The sequence below is a fragment of the Glycomyces luteolus genome, assembly GCF_027622875.1.
Lineage (GTDB): Bacteria > Actinomycetota > Actinomycetes > Mycobacteriales > Micromonosporaceae > Glycomyces > Glycomyces luteolus.
This window is the reverse complement of sequence record NZ_JAPZVP010000001.1, coordinates 1-21,312: the sequence shown is the minus strand read 5'-3', so window position 1 is coordinate 21,312 and position 21,312 is coordinate 1. Positions and strand designations below refer to the sequence as shown.

The following is a 21,312-nucleotide window of genomic DNA, read 5'->3' as shown; positions in this document are numbered from 1 at the left end:
CGGAGCGTCAGTCGGTCCACTGCTCGAGGTAGGCCCGCTCCTCCGCGGTGATGCGCCTCGGGCGCTGGGTGACGATGTCGAAGGGCACCATCACGGTCTTGGCGCGGAGCGCGAGCTTGTCGTTCGCCATGAGCTCGTAGGCGAACGAGAACGAGGAGTTCCCGATCCGCTCGACCCAGAGCTCGACCCGGGTCTCGGCGGGCACGACCACGGGCAGCAGGAAGTCCACCTCGTGGCGGGCCACGACGACGCCTTCGCGGAACCCGGGGATGCCGGATTCCGCGGCGGCGGAGAACATCATCGCGACACGGGCCTCTTCGAGCAGCACCATGAACTGGTTGTTGTTCACGTGCCCGAAGGCGTCCATGTCCGACCAGCGCAGCGGGACGTCGGTCTTGAAGCGTGCCACGGCTAGTCCCGGGTGAGCTTCCGGTGGGTGACGCGGTGCGGGTTCGCGGCGTCGGGACCGAGGCGCTCGATCTTGTTCTTCTCGTAGGAGTCGAAGTTGCCCTCGAACCAGAACCACTTCGGCAGGCCGTCCTCGCCCTCGCCCTCCCAGGCGAGGATGTGGGTCGCGACCTTGTCGAGGAAGGCTCGGTCGTGGCTGATGACCACGGCGCAGCCGGGGAACTCGAGGAGCGCGTTCTCCAGGCTGGAGAGCGTCTCGACGTCGAGGTCGTTGGTGGGCTCGTCGAGCAGGAGCACGTTGCCGCCCTGCTTGAGGGTGAGCGCCAGGTTCAGGCGGTTGCGCTCGCCGCCCGAGAGGACCTTGGTGGGCTTCTGCTGGTCCGGGCCCTTGAAGCCGAACGCGGCGATGTAAGCGCGCGAAGGCATCTCGACCTTGCCGACCATCAGGTAGTCGAGGCCGTCCGAGACGACCTGCCAGACCGACTTGTCGCCGTCGAGGCCCGACCGGTTCTGGTCCACATAGGAGATATCGACGGTGCCGCCGATGTTCACGGTGCCGGAGTCGGGCTTCTCGAGGCCGACGATGGTCTTGAACAGGGTGGTCTTGCCGACGCCGTTCGGGCCGATGATGCCGATGATGCCGTTGCGCGGCAGGTTGAAGTCCAGGCCGTTGATGAGCGTCTCGCCGTCGAAGCCCTTGACCAGGTCTTTGACCTCGATCACCGTGGAGCCGAGGCGCGGGCCCGGCGGGATCTGGATCTCTTCGAAGTCGAGCTTGCGGGTCTTCTCGGCTTCGGCGGCCATCTCCTCGTAGCGGCCGAGGCGGGCCTTGGACTTGGTCTGGCGGCCCTTGGCGTTGGAGCGGACCCACTCGAGCTCGTCCTTGAGTCGCTTCTGGAGCTTGGAGTCCTTGCGGCCCTCCACCTTCATGCGCTCGGCCTTCTTCTCCAGGTAGGTGGAGTAGTTGCCCTCGTAGGGGTAGGTGCGGCCGCGGTCGAGTTCGAGGATCCACTCGGCGACGTTGTCGAGGAAGTACCGGTCGTGGGTGATCGCGATCACCGCGCCCGCGTACGCGGCGAGGTGGCGCTCCAGCCAGAGCACGGACTCGGCGTCGAGGTGGTTGGTGGGCTCGTCGAGGAGCAGCAGGTCGGGCGCCTCGAGCAGCAGCTTGCAGAGCGCCACGCGGCGGCGCTCGCCGCCGGAGAGGTTGGTGACGGGCCAGTCGCCGGGCGGGCAGCGCAGGGCGTCCATGGCCTGTTCGAGCTTGGAGTCGAGCTCCCACGCGTTCGCGGCGTCGAGCTCCTCCTGGAGGCGGCCCATCTCGGCCATGAGCTCGTCGGTGTAGTCGGTGGCCATCTCCATGGCGACCTCGTTGAACCGGTCGAGCTTCGCCTGGATCGGCGCGACGGCCTCCTGGACGTTCTCCATGACGGTCTTCGACTCGTTCAGCGGCGGCTCCTGCGCGAGCATCCCCACGGTGGCGCCGTTGGCGAGCTTCGCCTCGCCGTTGGAGACCTGGTCCTGGCCCGCCATGATGCGCAGGAGGCTGGACTTGCCCGCGCCGTTGGGGCCGACCACGCCGATCTTCGCACCCGGGTTGAAGTACAGGGTGACGTCGTCGAGGACGACCTTGTCACCGTGCGCCTTACGCGCCTTTTCCAAGGTGTAGATGAACTGCGCCACGCTGATCCTTCGCTTTGGGACGAGCCGTACTGAACTGACCGGTCCCAATGATGTCAAGTCGCCGGGGGTATCCGCCAATCGGGCCGTCGCGGGGACCGTCTGCGTCACCGCGACCGCCGGGCACCCCGTCCCGGTAGGCTTGCGAAAAGGAGGAAATACGAATTGAGCAACGCATCCTTCATTGTCGTCGCCAACCGCCTCCCCGTCGACTCAGTGGTCGACGACGAGGGAAACCGAACCTGGCGCCGATCCCCTGGCGGCCTCGTCACCGCCCTCGAACCCGTTCTCCAGGCCAATCGCGGCACGTGGATCGGCTGGGCCGGCACCGCCGGCGAAGCCCCTGACGCCTTCGAGTCCGAAGGCGTCACCCTCATGCCGGTCCCGTTGAGCGAGAACGAAGTCCTGCGCTACTACGAGGGGTTCTCGAACGCCTCGCTGTGGCCGCTCTACCACGACGCGGTCGAACCGCGCGTCTTCCGCCGCTCCTGGTGGAAGTCCTACTACGAGGTCAACGAACGCTTCGCCGACATCTGCGCCCGCGAGGCCGCCCCCGGGGCGGTCGTGTGGGTCCAGGACTACCAGCTGCAGCTCGTCCCCGGGATGCTGCGCGAGCGGCGCCCCGACCTGCGGATCGGGTTCTTCCTGCACATCCCGTTCCCGCCCGTGGAGCTGTTCATGCAGCTCCCGCACCGCATGGAGATCCTCAACGGGCTCCTCGGCGCCGACCTGGTGGGCTTCCAGCGGCCCCTCGCGGCGCAGAACTTCCTGGCGCTCACCCGGCACCTCCTCGGCTACCGGCCGCGGGGGCACTACGTCACCGTCGACGACCGGCTCGTGCGCGCCGACGCCTTCCCCATCTCGATCGACACCGCCCACAACGAAGAGGTCGCGAACTCCGAGCGGGTCCGCCAGCGCGCCAAGGAGATCCGCATGGAGCTCGGCGAGCCGGAGACGATCATCCTCGGTGTGGACCGGCTCGACTACACCAAGGGCATCGAGCAGCGGCTCAAGGCCTTCCGGGAGCTCCTGGAGGACGGCCGCCTGCAGGTGCCGAACGCGGTGATGGTGCAGGTCGCGACCCCCAGTCGCGAACGCGTGGAGCAGTACATGAAGCTGCGCGAGCGGGTGGAGCGCCAGGTCGGGCGCATCAACGGCGAGTACGGGCAGGTCGGCCTCCCGGCCGTGCACTACCTGCACCAGAGCTTCGACCGGTACGAGCTGGCGGCGCTGTACCAGGCGGCCGATGTGATGGCGGTGACCCCGCTGCGCGACGGCATGAACCTGGTGGCGAAGGAGTACGTGGCGAGCCGGGTCGACAACCGCGGCGCGCTCGTCCTGAGCGAGTTCGCTGGTGCCGCAGGCGATCTGCGGCAGGCGTTCCTGGTCAATCCGCATGATTTGACCGATTTGAAAGACGGATTTGTGACAGCTGCGAATGCGCCTCTCGACGATAAGATGAAGAGGATGCGCGCCATGAGGCGGTATCTGCGCAAGCACGACGTGAGTCGCTGGGCGCGCAGTTTCCTCACAGCGCTAGGAGTTCCGGAGCGCAGCGCGGCGTACAATCCGGGCAGCCCGCCTGCTGAAGTCTGATACCCGGCGGTCGGGCGGCAGGCAGAGACATTTCCGCAACGACGGTGTTGGAGAGATACGCCACGATGACCGCACCACGCCCTGAGAGCCACGCGTCGGAGGACTTCAGCTCCTCCGAGGAATTGCGTTCGGCTCTCACACTGCTCGCCCGCGTTCCGCAACTGCTGATCGCGTGCGACTACGACGGCACGCTCGCGCCGATCGTCACCGATCCTTCGCAGGCCATGCCGATCCCGGAGTCGGTCTCGGCCCTGCGGACGCTGGCGAACCTGCCGCAGACGAAGGTCGCGGTCATCTCCGGCCGGGCCCTGCGGGACCTGGCGGCGCTCTCCCGCCTGCCCTCCGAGATCCACCTGGTCGGATCCCACGGGTCCGAGTTCGACGTCGGCTTCACCCGGGCGCTCTCCAGCGAGGACCAGCGATTGCGCGACAAGCTCGTAGCCGAGCTGTCGGCGATCGCCGAACGCTACGAGGGCGCCCGGGTCGAGCCCAAGCCCGCCGGCTGCGCGCTGCACGTCCGCGAGGCGTCCGAATCGGATGCGATGCGCGCCATCGAGGACGTCCGCGAAGGACCCTCCACATGGGACGGTGTGCAGACCACCGAGGGCAAGGCCGTCATCGACCTGTCCGTGGTCACCACCCACAAGGGCGACGCGCTCGACAAGCTGCGCCACCAGCTGGGGGCCTCCGCGGTCCTCTTCCTGGGCGATGACGTGACCGACGAGAATGCGTTTGCGCACCTGCACGGACCCGACGTCGGCGTCCGCGTCGGCCCCGGCCCCACCCGCGCGGCGTTCCGCATCAGCGACCCCGAGGACGTCGCGAAGCTCCTCGCCCGCCTCGTCGACACCCGCCGCGCATGGCTCCAAGGCGAATCCGCGCAGCTCATCGAGCGGCACACGATGCTCGCCGACGGCGCCAACCACGCGCTCCTCACCCCCGACGGGCGCGTCACCTGGATGTGCCACCCGCGGCCGGACTCCGGCTCGGTCTTCGCCGACCTCCTCGGCGGCGAGCACGCCGGGCACTTCAGCGTCCAGCCCGTCAACGCCGGCATCCCCCTCGGCCAGCGCTACGTGTCCGGCACGATGACCGTCGAGACCCGCTGGCCGGGCCTCGCCGTCACCGACTGGCTCGACTCGACGCCGCGGCGCCGCGGCGACCTCAACGCCACCGTCCTCGTCCGCGAGGTCACCGGCGAGGTCCCCGTCAAGATCACCTTCGCTCCGCGGCCCGAGTTCGGGCAGCTGCCGGTGCAGCTGCAGCCCGTCGGCGACGACGGCCTGCGCGTCCTCGGCGGCCGCGAACCCATCAGCCTGCGCTCCCCCGGCGTGGACTGGCACATCGAATACGACGGCCAGCACTCGCTGGCCGTCGCGGTCGTCGACCTCGCCGCCGTCGGCGGGTCCGTCGTGCTCGAGATGCGCGCGGGATCGGCGAGCCTGGACGAGTGGAAGCCGCCGGTCAACGTCCGCCGCCGCACCACCGAGGCCGGCTGGCGCAACTGGTCGGACTCGCTGCGGCTCCCCCGCGTCGAGACCGAGATGGTCTCCCGCTCCGCCTTGGCGCTCAAGGCCCTGTGCTTCCAGCCCACCGGCGCGATCCTCGCCGCGGGCACCACCTCGCTCCCCGAGGAGCTCGGCGGCGTGCGCAACTGGGACTACCGGTTCTGCTGGATCCGCGACGCCGCGATGACCGCGAACGCCCTCGTCGACCTCGGCTCCCTCCAAGAGGCCGAGTCGTACTTCGCGTGGGTCGCCGGGATCATCGAGCGCACCGCGGGCCACCCCGAGCGGCTCGCCCCGCTCTACGACATCGAGGGCATGGCCCCGAGCCCCGAGGCCATCATCGACACGCTCCCCGGTTACGCCGGGGCGCGGCCGGTGCGCATCAACAACGCCGCGTCGAACCAGGTCCAGCTGGACGTGTTCGGCCCCGTGGCGATGCTCGTCGAAGCCGTCGCGCAGCGCCGCGGGCACCTCTCGGACTTCGAGCAGCAGGTCATGGGCAGCATGGTCGAGGCCGTCGCGAAGCGCTGGCACGAACCCGACCACGGCATCTGGGAGGCCCGCCAGGCCCCGAGGCACCACGTGTACTCGAAGGTCATGTGCTGGGTCACCGTGGACCGCGCGCTCAAGGTCGCCGACCAGTTCGGCATGGAGTACGGCCCCAACTGGCACGAGCTGCGCGACCAGATCGCGAAGAACGTGCTGGAACTGGGCTGGAACGACGAGGCCGGGGCCTACACGGCCGCGTACGGGCACGACGACCTCGACGCCGCGTCCCTGTGGGTCGGCCTCTCCGGGCTGCTCCCGCCGGACGACCCGCGCTACCTCAGGACCGTGCTCAAGATCGAGGCCGGTCTGCGCTCGGGCCCGACGGTGTACCGCTACCACCGCGACGACGGCCTGCCTGGTACCGAGGGCGGGTTCATCATCTGCGCCGCGTGGCTCGCCGAGGCCTACCTGCAGGTGGGCCGCCGCACCGACGCCGAGGAGCTGTTCGAGCAGATCCTCGCGTGCGCGGGCCCCACGGGCCTCCTGCCCGAGCAGTGGGACCCGATCGCCGAACGCGGCCTGGGCAACCACCCGCAGGCGTACTCGCACCTGGGCCTCATCCGGGTCGCGAATCTGCTGAACGGGCAGAACAACCGCATCTGAGTCACCCTCAAGGCGAGGGCTACTCTGTTCAGGACTGAACCATGCCTCCTGACAGGAAGCCCTCGCCTTGAGCTCCCCCACTCCTGCCATCCCCGGCTACCGCGACTTCGAGATGGTCGCGCACGGGTCGACCGCGTTCGTCTACCGCGCCGTCCAGGAGCGCCTCGACCGCACCGTCGCTGTCAAAGTCCTGCTGGTCGACGACGACATGACCACCGCGGACTCGGTCGAGAAGGAACTCGAAGCCACCGTCGCCGTCTCGAACCACCCGCACATCGTCTCGATCATCGACACCGGCCACACCGAGGCCGCGCAGCCGTACATCGTCATGGAGTACTGCGAGGGCGGGTCCTACTCGGCGATCCTGAAGGCCAACGGGCCCTTGCCCGTCGAGGACGTGCTCGACGTGGGCGTCAAGATCGGGCAGGCCCTCCAGGCCGCCCACAACGCCGACATCCTCCACCGCGACGTCAAGCCGCAGAACATCCTCCGCGGCCAGTACGGACCCGCGCTGGCGGACTTCGGCATCGCGCGCACGCCCGCCTCGCTGGCCGCGACCGCCGCGATCGACAAGCTCACGCCGCTGCACGCCTCTCCTGAGGCGCTGCTGCGGCAGGCCCAGACCTCCGCGAGCGACCTGTTCAGCCTCGCGTCGAGCATGTGGCACCTCCTCGCCGGGTACGCGCCGTTCGCGAACCCCGAGGGCGGGACCGACCCCGACACGCACCGCGAGCGCGTCACCTCCGACGCGCCGCCGCCGAAGCTGCCGCGCGACGACGTGCCGGAGTGGCTGGAGAGCCTGCTCGTGCGCGGCCTCTCGCGCGACCCGGCCCGCCGTCCCGCCTCGGGCAAGGCGTTCGCCGAGGAGCTGCAGCGAGGCATGTACGGCGGCGGGGTCGGCAAGGCCTCCGCGCCCGCCGTGATCGGCGACGTCAGCAACGAGGAGACGGTCTACCGGCCCGAGGTCGCCTCGCGCGGCACCCGCGTGCCGCTGGACCCGTTCGCGCCCGTGCAGCCGCTGCCGCAGCCCGAACGGGGCGGCACGCTCGGCAGCGGCCTCACGGGAGGCCGCACCGGCGGGTTCGGCGGGGAACTCGGGCACGCGGTCGACCCGCGGTACGCGCAGCTCGACGGCGGTACGCAGGGAGGCCCGGTCTCGGCCGCGCCCTTCTCGGGTGCCCCGATGAGCGCCCAGCCCTTCTCGGGGGCGCCGATGAGCGCCCAGCCGTTCTCCGGCGCTCCGCAGCAGGCGGCGGCGCAACATGTCGCGCCGTACTCGGCGCCGCCGCAGGCGCCGGTGAGCATGCAGCCGCCGCCCACGCCGTGGCACCCGCAAGCCGCCCAGCAGTCGCCCCAGATGCAGCAGCAAGCGGGCCAGCAGGAGCAGGTGTTCGCGCCGCCGGTGATCGGCCGCGACGGCGCGAAGCCGCGGAAGACCAAGGCCTACAAGGCCCCCAAGCAGATCCAGCCGAAGCAGAAGGACGAGCGGAGCCTCAAGTCGTACGTGTACCTCGGGCTCGCGATCACGGTGCTGCTCGGCGGGATCATGACCGTGTGGCTGTGGCTCCTCACCCCGGACAAGACACCCGATGACTTCGACCAGGCGAACACCGGGGGCGACGCCGCTCAGGAGCTCGTGATCGAGTCGTGGAACGAAGGCGAGGTGTCGCTGACCTGGACGGCCGCTGCCGACGCCGAGGGCTTGCGGTACATCGTGTTCGCCCAGCGAGTGGGCGATGAGAAGGCCGAGGCGCTCAACCCCGACGGGACCACGGCGACCGAGTTCACCGCGGCGGGCCTCATCCCCTCGGAGGACTACTGCTTCACCGTCGGAGTGCTGCGAAGCGTCGACGAGGTGCCGATGTCCGAATCGGTCTGCACCGCGGATCTGGCGGACTGACGCGCCCACCCCATTGGGGATCGTCCGATCGGGTGAGCCGTACGCGTTCAAGGGCTTATTCGGAGTGCCTTCGATAAGCGGCGATCGGCAATTCGCATAGACGCAGTCGAACAGGCGATCGAGCAATGCAGAGGAAGCTCGAAACCCGGATGCGAAAAAGCGCTCCACGCCCTGACGGGCATGGAGCGCGAAGTTCGCGGGTGCGAAACCTAGGCGGCGACGGCCTCGGCGGCGAAGGCGTCCGCCTCTTCGAGGGTCTTGAGGGTGGTGTCCCAGCCCTGCTCCGCGGGGAGCTTGGCGGCGAGGCCCTCGATCTCGGCCTTGATCTTCGCGCCGTGACCGGCGGCGGCGAGCGCCTTGACGGCCTCGGTGAACGCCTCAGAGCCGGTGGCGAGGTGCAGGGTCTTGCCGTCGACCAGGTTGCGCAGGTACACGTGCTTCCCGTTGTTGAGCGGGATCAGGTACTTGAACTCGCCGAGGACGTTGAGTCCAGCGCCGCCCTTGGCCTGGCCGGCCTTGACGGACGCGCGTGCTGTCTTGGAAGTGTTGGCTGCCACGCCGGTCTCCTCACCATGTCGTGTAAGACGAATCTTCGGCCTGACACAGGGAGAGCAGCCCGAATCGCGGGTGCTGAACCTGGGTTGGACCACAAAAGAAAACCGACAGTGCGCCGGTCATGCGCAAGTGTAGCTCAGGCGCGGGCTGCGGCGACTAGCACACGTACCGGGTGTGACGCATCGAATGATCGAAAAAGTGAGCCCCCGGGGCGGTTTAAGCCTAGCGCGATGCTTTGGAAGCTGTCAGTATGTAACTGAGCGGAATAGCGTGCCGGGTTCGAGTTCATCCCACTCTCATCCCGGCCGATGCTCGTTGCACGACTTTAAGTCGTAGCGAAATGACCACAAGGAGTGAGCCAGTACTCAGAGACGCCGATTCCCAAGGAGGTGCGCGATGCAGACACGCGGCGTGATCTACATCCACTCCAGCCCGTCTGCGGTCTGCCCGCATGTCGAGTGGGCGATCGGCCGTGTCCTGGAGCGCTCCGGCTCTGCCGCGAGCCAGGGCGTGAAGCTGGGCTGGACCCCGCAGAACGCCGAGCGCGGCACGATGCGCGCCGAGCGCCCCTGGACCGGCTACGCCGGCATGGGCGCCGAGTTCGCGAAGGCCCTCGCGCAGTGGCCGATGCTCCGCTTCGAGATCACCGAGGACCCGAGCGCGGGCGTCGACGGCGAGCGGATCATGCACGTCCCCGGCCGCGGAATCTACCGCGCGGCGATGAGCGCCGGCGGCGAGATCATGATCGCCGAGGACCGCATCCGCGCGCTGCTGGCGACCACGACCAGCGCCGAGGCGCTGCGCAACGGACTGGACCAGCTGCTCGGCCTGGAATGGGACCGCGAACTGCGGCCCTACCGCCAGGCGGCGGGCGGCACCGAGCAGTCCTGGCTGTCCCAGGTCGGCTGAGCCGCAAGACGAACGGGACCGGGCCCCGCGCGATTCGCGCGGGGCCCGGTCCGCATTCGTGAAACGCGAACGCCCGCAACACCTTCGCGTTGCGGGCGTTGGCGTTCGTTCGCCTAGAGGTCGGCGGTGAGGTTGTCGAAGTTCGGGCCCTCAGTACGCGAGCGCTTGAGCTCGTAGAAGCCCGGTGTGGTGGCCACGGCGTAGACGCCGTCCCACAGCTTCGCGGCGGCCTCGCCCATCGGAGCGGGGGTGACCACGGGGCCGAAGAGGCCGACCTGGACGCCTTCGTCGTTCTCTACCGCGACGACCGGGGTGCCGACGTCGGTCCCGACGAGGCCGATGCCGCGGTGGTGCGAGGCCTTGAGCGCCTCGTCCCATTCCTCGGTCTTGCCGGCCTCGGCCAGCTCGAGCGGGAGGCCGACGGCCTCGAGCGCGGCGGGGATGTAGACCTCGGAGTCCTTCTCGCCGCCGAGGTGGATGCGGTTGCCGAGGGCGGTGTAGAGGCGCCCGAGGGTCTCGTTGTCGTACTGCTGGGCGACGGCCGTCGCGACGCGCACAGCCGGGACGGTCTTCGGGAGGAGGTCCTGGTAGAACTCGGGGAGCTCGTCCAGCTTCGGCTCGTTGAGCACGAAGAGGCTCATCACGTTCCACCGGACGCGGATCGGACGGAGCTTCGCGGCCTCGATGATCCAGCGGGAGGTCATCCACGCCCAGGGGCAGGCGGGGTCGAACCAGAAGTCGACGGTCTTGGTTTCAGCCATGGGCACTACACTACTTCAAATTTAAACAAGTTCCCTGGGCGGTTCGCCCCTATGATCGAGACACACTGTGGAACCACGATAAAAGGGATAAACTTGCCGTCGATGCTGGTGAATACGCGACAAGACGACATAACGGGCCGCCTTTTCGCGCCCGCCCCGGAGCCGGCCCCGCACGACGGCCCGTCGATCGAGATCCTCACGCTGTCGCGCCTGCGCGAGAGCGGCGACGCTCCCGCTCTGACTCGGCCCTTCCGGTCCGACCGGCACTGCCTCGTCACGCTCACCTCGGGCTCGATGCGGCACTCGGTCGACTTCGCGGAACACGCCGTCGCCCCGGGCCAGTGGCTGTGGGCGCGGCCCGGACAGGTGCAGCAGTGGGGCGGCCTCGAGCGGGCCGAGGGCACCGTCATCCGCTTCGCGACCGGGTTCCTGGACCCGGACACCGCGATCGGCGTGTGCGTGGACGATCCGCACGCCCCGGTGGTTCGCGTCCCGACCGCCGAGGATCACGCGCTGCTGCGCGCGGCGACCACGCAGCTGCAGTGGGAGCACTCGGCGGACCGGCTGCCGCTCGATACGCGGCTGCAGGTGCTGCGGCATCTGCTCGCGGTGCTGGTGCTGCGGGTCGCGAGCCTGCCCTCGCCGCAAGCCGGGCCGGAACCGAGCGAGGTGTACCTGGCGTTCCGCGACGCGGTGGAGCGGGACTTCGCGAACTCGCGGCGGCTCAGCGACTACGCGGAGGCGCTCGCCTACTCCCCCAGGACCCTGTCGCGGGCGACCCTGGCGACCGCGGGGATTCCGGCGAAGGAGTTCATCGACCGCCGGGTCATCCTGGAGGCCAAGCGAATGCTGGCATGCTCCCCCGTCCCGGCGGCCCGCATCGGCGAGCGCCTGGGGTTCAGCAGCGCCACGAACTTCAACAAGTTCTTCGCCCAGCGAACCGGTACCACCCCGATCGCCTTCCGCAGCGGAGCGGCCTCGCCAAGGCTCGTCTAACAAGCCCGACACAGGGGCACTGACCTCGGAAGACGCAGATGTGTCGGACCCGTATGGGAGTGTGGTCCTATTTGGTTGGCCGGAGGCGGATGCGGGTGGGAAGGGGCATGCCCTATATCGCCTGCCGAGCGCGGCAGGGCGGCCCGGAACCGCGGCTTCGCTATCCAGCAGCCTGGCCCAGTGCGCCGCTATCTGGCTACCCGACTCGCGGCACCGCCATCCGGCAACCCGACCCGCGGCGCACGGCCTCAGTTCGCGGCGGCGAAGACCGTTTCGGGCTTCGCCTTGTCGCCCTTCTCGGTCATCACCGCGAGCAGGTCGCCGTTCTCGCTGAGCACCGCGTAGCGCCCTTCGATCCCGGCCGCGTCGAGTGGCTTGCCGTATGACAGCGCCTTCGCCTCCGCTTCGGTCGCCGTGCGCGTCGGCATGAGCCGTGCGGCGGCCTCGCCCATCGTGAGCGCGCCCAGCGGTTCGCCCGCCTCCGACCGGTCGGACAGCGTCTCCAACGTCGCGGCCGTGTCGATCCCGAAGCCGCCGATCCTGGTGCGCCGCAATGCGGTCAGGTGCCCGCCGACCCCGAGCACGCTGCCGAGGTCGCGCGCGATAGCGCGAATGTAGGTGCCCGAGGAGCACGAGACGTCGACGTCCACGTCCACGAACTCGCCCTCGCGGCGGATCGCCCCGACCTCGATCGAGGCGATGGTGACCCGCCGGGCCTTCAGTTCAACCGTCTCGCCTTCGCGAACGCGCTTGTAAGCGCGCTGGCCGTCGATCTTCACCGCGCTCACGGCGCTCGGCACCTGGTCGATCTCGCCGGTCATCGCCGCGAGTCCGTCGCGGATCGCGGCGTCGGCGACCGCCGAGGCGTCGACGCTCGCGGTCACCTCGCCTTCGGCGTCGTCGGTGACCGTGGCCTGGCCGAGCCGGATCGTCGCGGCGTACGACTTGTCGAGGCCGGACACATACGTCAGCAGTTTGGTGGCCTTGCCGATCGCGACGATGAGCACGCCGGTAGCCATCGGATCGAGCGTGCCGCCATGCCCCACCTTGCGGGTGCCGCAGATGCGGCGCATCCGGGACACCACGCCGTGCGAGGTGATGCCCTGCGGCTTGTCGACGACGATGAGGCCCGGCTCGACCGGGCGGGCGGGTTTCGGGGATCTGGGCGGCACTGTGGTCACGGTCGTAGAGGCTAACCGCGCCTCGGACCGGGCCCGCCGCGCGGGTGGCTACTGGTGCCGGTCGAGCGATTCCTGAAGGGCGCGCAGTGCCTCCGCCTTCTCCTTATCCCAACTATCGGGACGGGTACGGCGCTTCCGTCGAGTCGATGAAAGAGTCTTCATGCTCGAAACCTTAACGAGGGTTCAGGAGAAATTCCGCGCACAATTCACATGGTGGGATCGGAGTTTTCAGTCGCGCTCAGCGCCGGTGACGGCCCAGTCACCCGAGCGCAGGCGCCAGAGGATCATGCCGAGGCGCACGAGCATGAACACGGCGATGCCGCCCCAGATGCCGGTGAGGCCCCACCCGAACGCGAGCGTCAGCCACGTGAACGGCAGGCCGCTCGCGATCGAGATGACGGTCATGTTCCGCATGAACCGCAGGTCGCCCGCGCCGATGAGCACGCCGTCGAGCGCGAAGACCACGCCCGCCACCGGCAGCAGGACCACCAGCCACGGCCAGATGTAGCCGAGCTGGTCGTGGACGTCGGCGGACGCCGTGAACAGGTCCGGCAGGACCGGCAGCAGCGCGAGGATCCCCAGGAGGAAGACCACGCCGTAGCCGAGGCCGACGAGCGTCAGCCGCTTCGCCGAGGCGCGCGCCGCCGCGGGCCTGCCGGCGCCGAGATCGGCGCCGATGAGCGCCTGCGCCGCGATCGCCACCGCGTCGAGCGCCAGCGCCGCGAAGAACCACAGCTGCATGCCGATCTGGTGGGCGCCGAGCGCGGCCGTGCCGACGCGGGCGGCCACCGCGGTGGCGGAGAAGGAGCTGACCTGGAAGGCGATGCCGCGGATGATCAAGTCGCCGTTGGCGACGAGCTGCTTCGACATGAGCCGCCGGTCGACGCGGAGCGGGACGCCTTCGCGCCGCAGCGCGAGTAGGAACAGCACGCCCGAGACGGCCTGCGCGACGACGTTGGCCCAGGCGGAGCCGACGAGGCCGAGCCCGACCGGGTAGACGAGGATCGGGGCGAGGGCGGCCGAGAGCAGGAACGAGGCGGTCACGAACCACATGGGGCGCTTGGTGTCCTGGACCGCACGCATCCAGCCTTGACCCGCGCCGGCGGCGAGCAGGAAAGGGGCGCCGAGGACGGCGACGCGCAGCCATTCGGCGGCCGCGGCCTCGACGGCCGGGTCGTCGCCCATGAGTCCGGCGATCGGGCCGGCGAGGAACTGGAAGGCGATGATCATCACGAGGCCGGCGGCGAGCGCGAGCCAGGTGCCTTGCACGCCTTCGGCCACCGCGCCGGGCCGGTCTCCGGCGCCGTAGCGGCGGGAGGCCCGGGCGGTGGTGCCGTAGGCGAGGACGGCGCCGATGAACGGCGCGAGGCCCATGATGACGCCGCCGAGGGCGAGTCCGCCGAGCGGAACGGCGCCGAGGTGGCCGACGACGGCCGTGTCGATCAGGAGGTAGATCGGCTCCGCGGCGAGCACGACCAGGGCCGGTATCGCGAGGGACGCGATGCGCCGGTACGAGGCCGGTCGCGGTGCGGCGTCCCGCGAGGCCGGGGTCACCGGGTGGACTCTTCCGAGTCCTCCTCTTCGTCCTTCTCTATGTACGGGTTCTCGTCCCCCGCGTAGGAGGCGCCTTCGGCGATCTTGTGGACCTCGGCGTCGGCCGCGGCGGCCTTCGCGAGGAGCTCTTCGATGCGGTTGGCCTGGTCGGGGACGGTGTCGGCCACGAAGGTGAGGGAGGGCGTGTGCCGCATCCCGAGGGCGCGCCCGACAGTGGTGCGGAGGTGCCCGGTGGCGCGCTCGAGTCCGGCCGCGGAGGCCTTGACCGCTTCGTCGTCGCCGAGGACGGTGTAGAAGACCGTCGCCTCGCGCAGGTCGGGGGTCATGCGCGCGTCGGTGATGGTGACCATGCCGACCCGGGGGTCCTTGAGCTTGCGCACCGCCTGGGCCGTGAGCTCCATGACCCGCTTGGACACCTGGGCTCGCTTCGCCGCGTCTGCCATCGCATTCCTGCCTTCCGCTTCACGCGCACCTCGGTTCGGATGCGCCATACTCATTGACGGCTCGCATGCTTCGCCGAGGCCGCTCTGCCGCGCGCATCGAGTGTGCGCCGCTACTGGTCTTGCTACTGCACCCGGGCTATTCGTCTTCTGGGCCGAAGACGCGTCGCCGGACGCTCAGGAGTTCCACTTCGGGTCGCCCCGCGATGTGGTGCTCGCAGGCGTCCAGGAGCTCCCGCACGTGCCGGTTCTCGCCCGCCACGGCTGCGACGCCGATGGTGGTGCGGCCGTGGACGTCCTGGTCGCTGACTTCGGCCACCGCCACCTCGTACTTCCGCAGCGAGGCGACGATCGGGCGCACGTAGGAGCGCTTGGCCTTCAGCGAGCGGGAGTCCGGCGGGAGGAGGAGGTCGAATTCTGCGCATCCGGTGAACACCGCTCTAGATTACGCGCCGCCCCTGACATCCCCAAGATCTTTTCAGCCGCCGGAAATCACCGGTTTCGCGACCTCCATCACGGGTTACTGCCACCATGAGGCCGAGAAGCGGGCCGTTTCGGGCGGTTCGGGGCTTCGCTGAAAAGGAGGCACCATGTCGGCACCGCAAAGCGGATGGGCCGGGAACCACGAGGAACCGACGCGGCGGTATCCGGCGGCCCAGCCGCAGTCGCAACGCCCGTCGGTGGACGCCGGGAAGCTGTGGGCGGGCGGGTTCGGCACGGCCGTGGTCGCCGCGCTGGTCGCGCTCGTGGGCATCCTGCTCGTGCGCGGGGTGTTCGGCATCAACATCCTCTCCCCCTCGGACGCGGGGGCGTACGGCGACGCGTCCACCACGACGTACGCGTTCGGCGCGTTCGGCATCGCGATCCTCGCGACGGGGGTCGTGCACATGCTGCTGCTGCTCATGCCGCGGCCGATGAGCTTCTTCATCTGGATCATGCTGCTGGTGATCGCGGTGGGCGTGCTCATCCCGTTCACCGTGGTGGCCGATCTGGAGTCGCAGATCGCGACGGCCGGGCTGAACCTGGTGATCGGGATCTGCATCCTGAGCCTGCTCAACTCGGTGGCCGGGATCGCGACGCGGGAGGCGGGCGGACCAGGAGCCGGTGTCGCCTGAGGTAGGGCTGTCCCTACCAGGAAGACGCAGGACGGCCGGGTCGCGATGGCGACTCGGCCTTTCTAGTGTTGACGCATGCGAACCACCCTGAGGCAACTGGGAGTCGACACCGGCTACCTGCTGTCGATGTTCTTCATCGCCTTGCCCGCCTTCATCATCGGTGTCACCGGCACGGTTCTCGGCGTCGGCACCGCCGTCATCTGGATCGGTGTGCCCATCGCCGCCGCCACGCTCTTCGCGATGCGCGGCATGGCGGCCGCCGGCCGGTCGATGCTCCCCTCGGTGCTGCGGCGCGAACTGCCCCGCCCCCGGTACAAGCGCGCCCGCGAGGACGCCTCCGCGCTGCGCCGGTACCTGACCGTCCTCACCGACGGGCAGTCGTGGCTCAACGTGCTGTGGGCGGTCGCGGCCCTGCCGATCGCGATCGTCGGCTTCGTGGTCGCGGTCACGTGGTGGTCGGTGACCGCCGCGACCTTGCTCTACCCCCTCTACAGCTGGATCATCGAGGCCGCGACCGGCGGCGACAGCGACGACGGCCTCCACTATGCGACCGAATGGCTCGGCTGGGGCTCGTCGTACGCGGCCCGGTCGGTCCTGGCCGTGATCGGCGGCATCGTCATGGCGCTCACGCTCATCCCGGTCCTGCGCGGCCTCGCGCTGGCCCAGGGGTACGTCGCGAAGGGGATGCTCACCTCCATCAGCGGCCTGCACGAGCGGATCGACCAGCTCGAGGAGTCCCGGAACGCGGCCACTTCGGCCGAGGCCGACGCGCTGCGCCGGATCGAGCGCGACATCCACGACGGGCCGCAGCAGCGGCTCGTCGGCCTGGGCATGGAACTGGCCCGCGTCAAGCGCCAGCTCGCGACCAATCCCGAAGCGGCGCAGGCGACCCTGGAGGCCGCGATCGCGCAGACCCGGGAGACCATCGACGAGCTCCGTTCGCTCTCGCGGGGCATCGCCCCGCCGATCCTCACCGACCGCGGCCTGGACGCGGCGCTCGCGGCCCTAGCGGCGCGCTCGCTCGTGCCGGTCGAGTTGGAGACGAACCTCAACGGCCGCTACAAGGCCAGCGTCGAGAGCACCGTCTACTTCGTGACCGCCGAGTGCCTCACGAACATCGCGAAGCACTCGCAGGCGACCAAAGCCACGGTCGCCGTCGAGGATTGGGGGGATAGGCTGGTCCTCTCGGTCGGCGACAACGGGATCGGAGGCGCGCATGTCTCGAAGGGGCACGGGCTCTCGGGTCTCACCGACCGGGTCAAAGCCGTCGAGGGCCAGTGGACCATCGACTCCCCCGACGGCGGTCCGACCGTGATCGTCGTGGAGGTTCCGTGCGTGTAGTGGTGGCCGATGACGCAGTGCTCATCCGCTCAGGGCTGGTCAGGCTCCTGGAGGAGTTCGGCTGCGAAGTGGTCGCCGAGGTCGGCGACGGGGACGCCCTCGTGAAGGCCGTCGCCGAGCACCGGCCCGACGTGTCGGTGGTGGACGTGCGGATGCCGCCGTCCTTCACCGACGAGGGGCTGCGGGCCGCGACCCGCGCCCGGGAGCTCGTGCCGGGCGCGCCGGTGCTCATCCTGAGCCAGTACGTGGAGGTCTCCTACGCGGACGACCTCCTCGCGGACGCCCGGGGCGCGGTGGGTTACCTGCTGAAGGACCGCGTGATCGACGTCGACGACTTCATGGACTCGCTGAAGCGGGTCGCCGGGGGCGGCACGGTCTTCGACCCCGAGGTCGTCTCCCAGCTCATGGTGCGCCGCAGGAAGAACGACCCGGTCGCGACCCTCACCCCGCGTGAGAAGGAGGTGCTGGGCCTCATGGCGGAGGGCCACTCCAACAAGGCGATCGGCAAGAAGCTCTTCATCTCCGACGGCGCGGTCGAGAAGCACATCCGCAACATCTTCACCAAGCTCACGCTGAGCAGCGAGGACGGCGACCACCACCGCCGCGTCAAGGCGGTCCTCGCCTATCTGCGGTCCTAGGGTCCGCCCTGGGCGCTCGGCGCCGCTAGCGGAGGAACCCGCGTTCGATGAGGTGCCTGATGAACGGGTACAGCTGGGCGTAGAGCATCGCGGGTTCGGCGCCGTACGTGTCGGCGAGGAGCTGGACCTGAAGGCGCACTTCGGATTCGCCGTTGCAGGCGCCGAGGAACGCGACGACCAGCGGGTCTATTTCCTCGGCGTAGCGCATGCCGTTCGCCTGCTGGAGCCATTGGCGGTCGACGTCCCAGCCCTCGCCGCCGAGCGCGGCGCTCTGCTGGAGCATCACGCCGTCGGCGACGCGGAGCTTCGCGTGCCACAGCGTCTCCGGCTCGAGGTCCCTGGCGCGCACCGCGAACCAGTCCTCGACGCGGTCGCGCCAAGGCGTCTCGACGGCATGCCGGGCCTCCTCGCAGACCACCTCGGTGGGGCCGTCGACGCGCCGGATGCCGATGAAGCCGAAGCCCACGCCTGCAACGGTTTTCGCCTCGAACCAGTCGAGCCAGGCCGCGGCCTGGTCGGCGTCGTCGGTCTCGCCGGAGTCGCGCTGCCAGGTGCGCACGTAGTCGAGCGGGTCGAGCCGCTCGCGTTCGACGGCCCAGACCCGGAGTCCGTCGTCCGGGAACCAGGCCGCGACGCGCTCGGCCCAGTCCTCGCCCGCGACGTGCAGCCAGTTCGCGAGGAACTGCATCGTGCCGCCCGGGTTGAGCAGGTCCGCCGCGGCTGCCGCGAGTTCGGCGGCGATGCCGTCGGCTTCGCGGCCGCCGTCCCGGTAGGTCCAGCCCGAGCCGGGCGTGGCGATCACGAACGGCGGGTTCGCGACCACCAGGTCGAAGCGGCGGCCCGCTACGGGTGCGAGCAGGTCGCCTTGCAGGAGTTCGAGTTCCACGCCGTTGACGACGGCGTTCAGCGCGGCGAAGGCCACTGCGCGTTCGCTCAGGTCGGTGGCGGTCACGGATGCCGCGTGTTCGGCCAGGCCGAGTGCCTGGACGCCGCAGCCGGTGCCGAGGTCGAGGGCGCTGCTCACGGGAGCGCGCAGCGTGGCGTCCATGAGGAGTTTCGAAGCGCCGCCGACACCGAGCACGTGCTCGCGCATACGGCCGCCCGTCGTGTTCGGAAGCTGGTCTGAGAACAGCAGCCGGTCGCCGTCGAACTGGGCGCCCCAGCCCGCCAGGTACTCGGAGTTCCCCCACACCAAGCCGCATTCGCGAGCCTCGTCGAACCCCAAGGGGGCCAGAGCACTCGCCACCTCCTCGGCCGGGACCGGCACGCCGATCACGAACAGGCGCGTCAACACGCCGAGGCGGTCGTCCTCGGCCAGGGCCAGCAGCGCCCGGTAGTCGCCGCGGTCGGCCGCGGCCATCGCTGAGTGACCGTAGACGGCCGACAGCGCGGCCCGACGGAAGCCTTGGAAGGCCTCGCCGAGCCGCGCTGCGGCTTCGGTCTCGAGGAGCCGCACTTACGCGCGCGGCTTCTCGCGCATCTCGAAGGCTTCGACGATGTCGCCCTCTTCGATGTTGTTGTAGTTCTTCAAGGTGAAACCGCACTCGAAGCCCTCGCGGACCTCGGTCGCGTCGTCCTTGAACCGGCGCAGCGACGAGATGGTCGTCTCGATGACGACGTTGCCGTCGCGCATGAGGCGGACCTTCGCGTTGCGCTTGATCGAACCGCTCGTGACCAGCGCACCGGCGATGTTGCCGAGCTTCGAGGAGCGGAACACCTCGCGGATCTCGGCGGTACCGAGCGCCACTTCCTCGTACTCGGGCTTCAGCATGCCCTTGAGCGCGGTCTCGATCTCCTCGATCGCCTGGTAGATGACCGTGTAGTACCGGACGTCCACGCCTTCGCGCTCGGCCATGTCGCGAACGCGACCCTCGGCTCGAACGTTGAAGGCGATGATCGTCGCGGACTCGCCGTCGCCCGCCGCGGCGAGGTTGACGTCGCTCTCGGTGATCGGACCGACGCCGCGGTGGATGACCTGCAGGTGCACTTCCTCGGGGATCTCCAGCGCGACCAAGGCCTCTTCGAGTGCCTCGACCGAACCGGCGCCGTCGCCCTTGATGATGAGCGAGAGCGTGGTGCGCTCGCCCTCGGCGATCTTGTCCATGAGGTTCTCGAGCGTGGTGCGCGAGACGCGGGACGCCTGCTGCGCCGCGCGGCGGCGAGCCTGCCGCTGCTCGGCGATCTGGCGGACCATCCGGTCGTCGTCAGCGGCGAGGAACACGTCGCCCGCCATTGGGACGGACGCGAGGCCCTGCACCTGCACCGGGAACGACGGGGTCGCCTCGGTGACGCGGTTGCCGTCGGCGTCGTGCATCGCACGGACGCGGCCGTGCGCGCCACCGGCGACGATCGAGTCGCCGACCCGCAGCGTGCCCTTCTGGACCAGGACGCTCGCGACCGGGCCGCGGCCCTTGTCGAGGTGCGCCTCGATCGCGATGCCCTGCGCGTTGCCCGACTCCGACGCTTCCAGTTCAAGGGAGGCGTCAGCGGTGAGCAGCACCGCTTCGAGCAGTTCCGCGATGCCGATGCGCGGCTTGGCGGCCACGTCGACGAACATGGTCTGCCCGCCGTACTCCTCGGCGACCAGGCCGTACTCGGTCAGCTGCTGGCGGACCTTGCCCGGGTTCGCGTCGGGGAGGTCGGTCTTGTTGACCGCCACCACGACGGGAGCGCCCGCGGCGCTGGCGTGGTTGAGGGCCTCGACCGTCTGCGGCATGACGCCGTCGTCGGCCGCGACCACGAGCACCACGATGTCCGTGACGTTCGCACCGCGAGCACGCATGGCGGTGAACGCCTCGTGGCCCGGGGTGTCGATGAAGGTGATCGCGCGGTCTTCGCCCTCGTGCTCGACGTGCACCTGGTACGCGCCGATGTGCTGGGTGATGCCGCCCGCTTCGCCGGCGACCACGTTGGAGCTGCGGATCGCGTCCAGCAGCTTCGTCTTACCGTGGTCGACGTGGCCCATGACCGTGACGACCGGGGGACGCGAGACGAAGGTGTCCTTGTCCTCCTCGTCCAGGTCGATGCCGAACTGCGCGAGCAGCTCGCGGTCCTCCTCCTCGGGGGACACGATCTTGATGTCCCAGTCGAGGTGGGCGCCGAGGAGCTCGAAGGTCTCCTCCGACACGGACTGCGTGGCGGTCACCATCTCGCCCAAGGAGAAGAGCTCCTGGACGAGGGTGCCCGGCAGGGTGCCGATCTTGTCGGCGAAGTCGGAGAGCGACGCGCCGCGGGCCAGGCGAATGGTCTCGCCGTTGCCGCGCGGGGCGCCCGACTGCATCCTCGGTGCTGCGAGGTTGTCGAACTCCTGGCGCCGCTGACGACGCGACTTGCGGCTCTTGCCTCGGGGGCCGCCGCGACCGAACGCACCGGCCGCACCGCCGCCGCGGGCCTTGCCGCCGCCACCCGCGCGACCGCCGCCGCCGCGGTACGGGGCCGGCGCACCGGTCGAAGGACCGGAACCGCCCGCGCCGCCGGCGCCGCCAGCGGCACCGCCGCCGGCTCCGCCGAACGTGCCGCGGTAGTTGCCGCCGCCGCCACCGGGACGACCGCCGCCGCCAGGACGACCGGCCCCCCCG

General features: G+C 69.8%; 18 protein-coding genes. 8 read left to right on the top strand and 10 right to left on the bottom strand.

Translation table 11 applies throughout. From position 1 onward, the window contains the following. Positions 1 to 7: 7 nt before the first annotated feature. Together O1R50_RS00090 and ettA are read right to left on the bottom strand one after the other, a co-directional pair. Positions 8 to 409 (bottom strand): acyl-CoA thioesterase, encoded by a 402-nt coding sequence (locus O1R50_RS00090; RefSeq protein WP_270107777.1) that lies wholly within the window; start codon positions 407 to 409, stop codon positions 8 to 10. Positions 410 to 411: 2 nt separating this feature from the next. Continuing rightward, positions 412 to 2,091 carry an energy-dependent translational throttle protein EttA gene (gene ettA / locus O1R50_RS00085; protein ID WP_270107776.1) on the bottom strand — a complete coding sequence of 560 codons (1,680 nt, stop codon included), beginning with the start codon at positions 2,089 to 2,091 and terminating at the stop codon, positions 412 to 414. 162 nt (positions 2,092 to 2,253) lie between these two features. Here ettA and O1R50_RS00080 point away from each other — a divergent pair, with 162 nt between their 5' ends. The 3 genes from O1R50_RS00080 to O1R50_RS00070 all read left to right on the top strand — a co-directional run bounded on the left by O1R50_RS00080 (position 2,254) and on the right by O1R50_RS00070 (position 8,244). Next, positions 2,254 to 3,684: an alpha,alpha-trehalose-phosphate synthase (UDP-forming) gene (locus tag O1R50_RS00080; protein ID WP_270107775.1), complete on the top strand. Its 1,431-nt coding sequence runs from the start codon at positions 2,254 to 2,256 to the stop codon at positions 3,682 to 3,684. A gap of 65 nt (positions 3,685 to 3,749) precedes the next feature. After that, positions 3,750 to 6,344, top strand: a complete 2,595-nt coding sequence (gene otsB / locus O1R50_RS00075; RefSeq protein ID WP_270107774.1) for a trehalose-phosphatase — start codon at positions 3,750 to 3,752, stop codon at positions 6,342 to 6,344. Between the two features lie 67 nt (positions 6,345 to 6,411). Next, positions 6,412 to 8,244 (top strand): protein kinase domain-containing protein, encoded by a 1,833-nt coding sequence (locus tag O1R50_RS00070; RefSeq protein ID WP_270107773.1) that lies wholly within the window; start codon positions 6,412 to 6,414, stop codon positions 8,242 to 8,244. Positions 8,245 to 8,453: 209 nt separating this feature from the next. On the opposite strand, the gene O1R50_RS00065 is transcribed toward O1R50_RS00070, so the two are convergent. Then, on the bottom strand, positions 8,454 to 8,801 hold the full coding sequence (locus tag O1R50_RS00065; protein ID WP_205327699.1) for a hypothetical protein: 348 nt from the start codon (positions 8,799 to 8,801) through the stop codon (positions 8,454 to 8,456). 394 nt (positions 8,802 to 9,195) lie between these two features. Here O1R50_RS00065 and O1R50_RS00060 point away from each other — a divergent pair, with 394 nt between their 5' ends. Further along, positions 9,196 to 9,708 carry a DUF3145 domain-containing protein gene (locus tag O1R50_RS00060; protein WP_270107772.1) on the top strand — a complete coding sequence of 171 codons (513 nt, stop codon included), beginning with the start codon at positions 9,196 to 9,198 and terminating at the stop codon, positions 9,706 to 9,708. 113 nt (positions 9,709 to 9,821) lie between these two features. Here the strand turns inward: O1R50_RS00060 and O1R50_RS00055 are convergent, their stop codons facing one another. After that, entirely contained in the window at positions 9,822 to 10,469 is a 648-nt protein-coding gene (locus tag O1R50_RS00055) for a mycothiol-dependent nitroreductase Rv2466c family protein (RefSeq protein ID WP_270107771.1), read from the bottom strand. Between the two features lie 102 nt (positions 10,470 to 10,571). On the opposite strand from O1R50_RS00055, the gene O1R50_RS00050 reads away from it, so the two are divergent. Next, the gene (locus O1R50_RS00050) at positions 10,572 to 11,465 is read left to right on the top strand and encodes a helix-turn-helix domain-containing protein (protein WP_270107770.1); all 894 of its coding nucleotides are present in this window, start codon (positions 10,572 to 10,574) and stop codon (positions 11,463 to 11,465) included. 248 nt (positions 11,466 to 11,713) lie between these two features. Here the strand turns inward: O1R50_RS00050 and truB are convergent, their stop codons facing one another. From truB to O1R50_RS00030, 4 genes are all read right to left on the bottom strand, one after another. Next, a complete protein-coding gene (gene truB / locus O1R50_RS00045) occupies positions 11,714 to 12,646 on the bottom strand; it encodes a tRNA pseudouridine(55) synthase TruB (RefSeq protein WP_270107769.1) in 933 nt (310 codons plus the stop codon). A 228-nt stretch (positions 12,647 to 12,874) separates the two neighbouring features. After that, positions 12,875 to 14,200, bottom strand: coding sequence for an MATE family efflux transporter (locus O1R50_RS00040; protein WP_270107768.1), 1,326 nt, complete (start codon positions 14,198 to 14,200; stop codon positions 12,875 to 12,877). After that, positions 14,197 to 14,643, bottom strand: a complete 447-nt coding sequence (gene rbfA, locus O1R50_RS00035) for a 30S ribosome-binding factor RbfA (RefSeq protein ID WP_270107767.1) — start codon at positions 14,641 to 14,643, stop codon at positions 14,197 to 14,199. The genes O1R50_RS00040 and rbfA overlap by 4 nt, the downstream gene beginning before the upstream one ends. A gap of 136 nt (positions 14,644 to 14,779) precedes the next feature. Next, positions 14,780 to 15,076, bottom strand: a complete 297-nt coding sequence (locus O1R50_RS00030) for a DUF503 domain-containing protein (protein ID WP_270107766.1) — start codon at positions 15,074 to 15,076, stop codon at positions 14,780 to 14,782. A 154-nt stretch (positions 15,077 to 15,230) separates the two neighbouring features. On the opposite strand from O1R50_RS00030, the gene O1R50_RS00025 reads away from it, so the two are divergent. From O1R50_RS00025 to O1R50_RS00015, 3 genes are all read left to right on the top strand, one after another. Then, entirely contained in the window at positions 15,231 to 15,755 is a 525-nt protein-coding gene (locus tag O1R50_RS00025; RefSeq protein WP_270107765.1) for a DUF6069 family protein, read from the top strand. Positions 15,756 to 15,830: 75 nt separating this feature from the next. Further along, entirely contained in the window at positions 15,831 to 17,096 is a 1,266-nt protein-coding gene (locus tag O1R50_RS00020) for a sensor histidine kinase (RefSeq protein WP_270107764.1), read from the top strand. After that, positions 17,087 to 17,734, top strand: a complete 648-nt coding sequence (locus O1R50_RS00015) for a response regulator (RefSeq protein WP_270107763.1) — start codon at positions 17,087 to 17,089, stop codon at positions 17,732 to 17,734. The genes O1R50_RS00020 and O1R50_RS00015 overlap by 10 nt, the downstream gene beginning before the upstream one ends. A gap of 25 nt (positions 17,735 to 17,759) precedes the next feature. On the opposite strand, the gene O1R50_RS00010 is transcribed toward O1R50_RS00015, so the two are convergent. Beyond that, positions 17,760 to 19,190: a DUF7782 domain-containing protein gene (locus O1R50_RS00010; protein WP_270107762.1), complete on the bottom strand. Its 1,431-nt coding sequence runs from the start codon at positions 19,188 to 19,190 to the stop codon at positions 17,760 to 17,762. Then, positions 19,191 to 21,312 (bottom strand): translation initiation factor IF-2 (gene infB, locus O1R50_RS00005; RefSeq protein ID WP_270107760.1); only part of this gene is annotated, 2,122 nt, incomplete at its 5' end.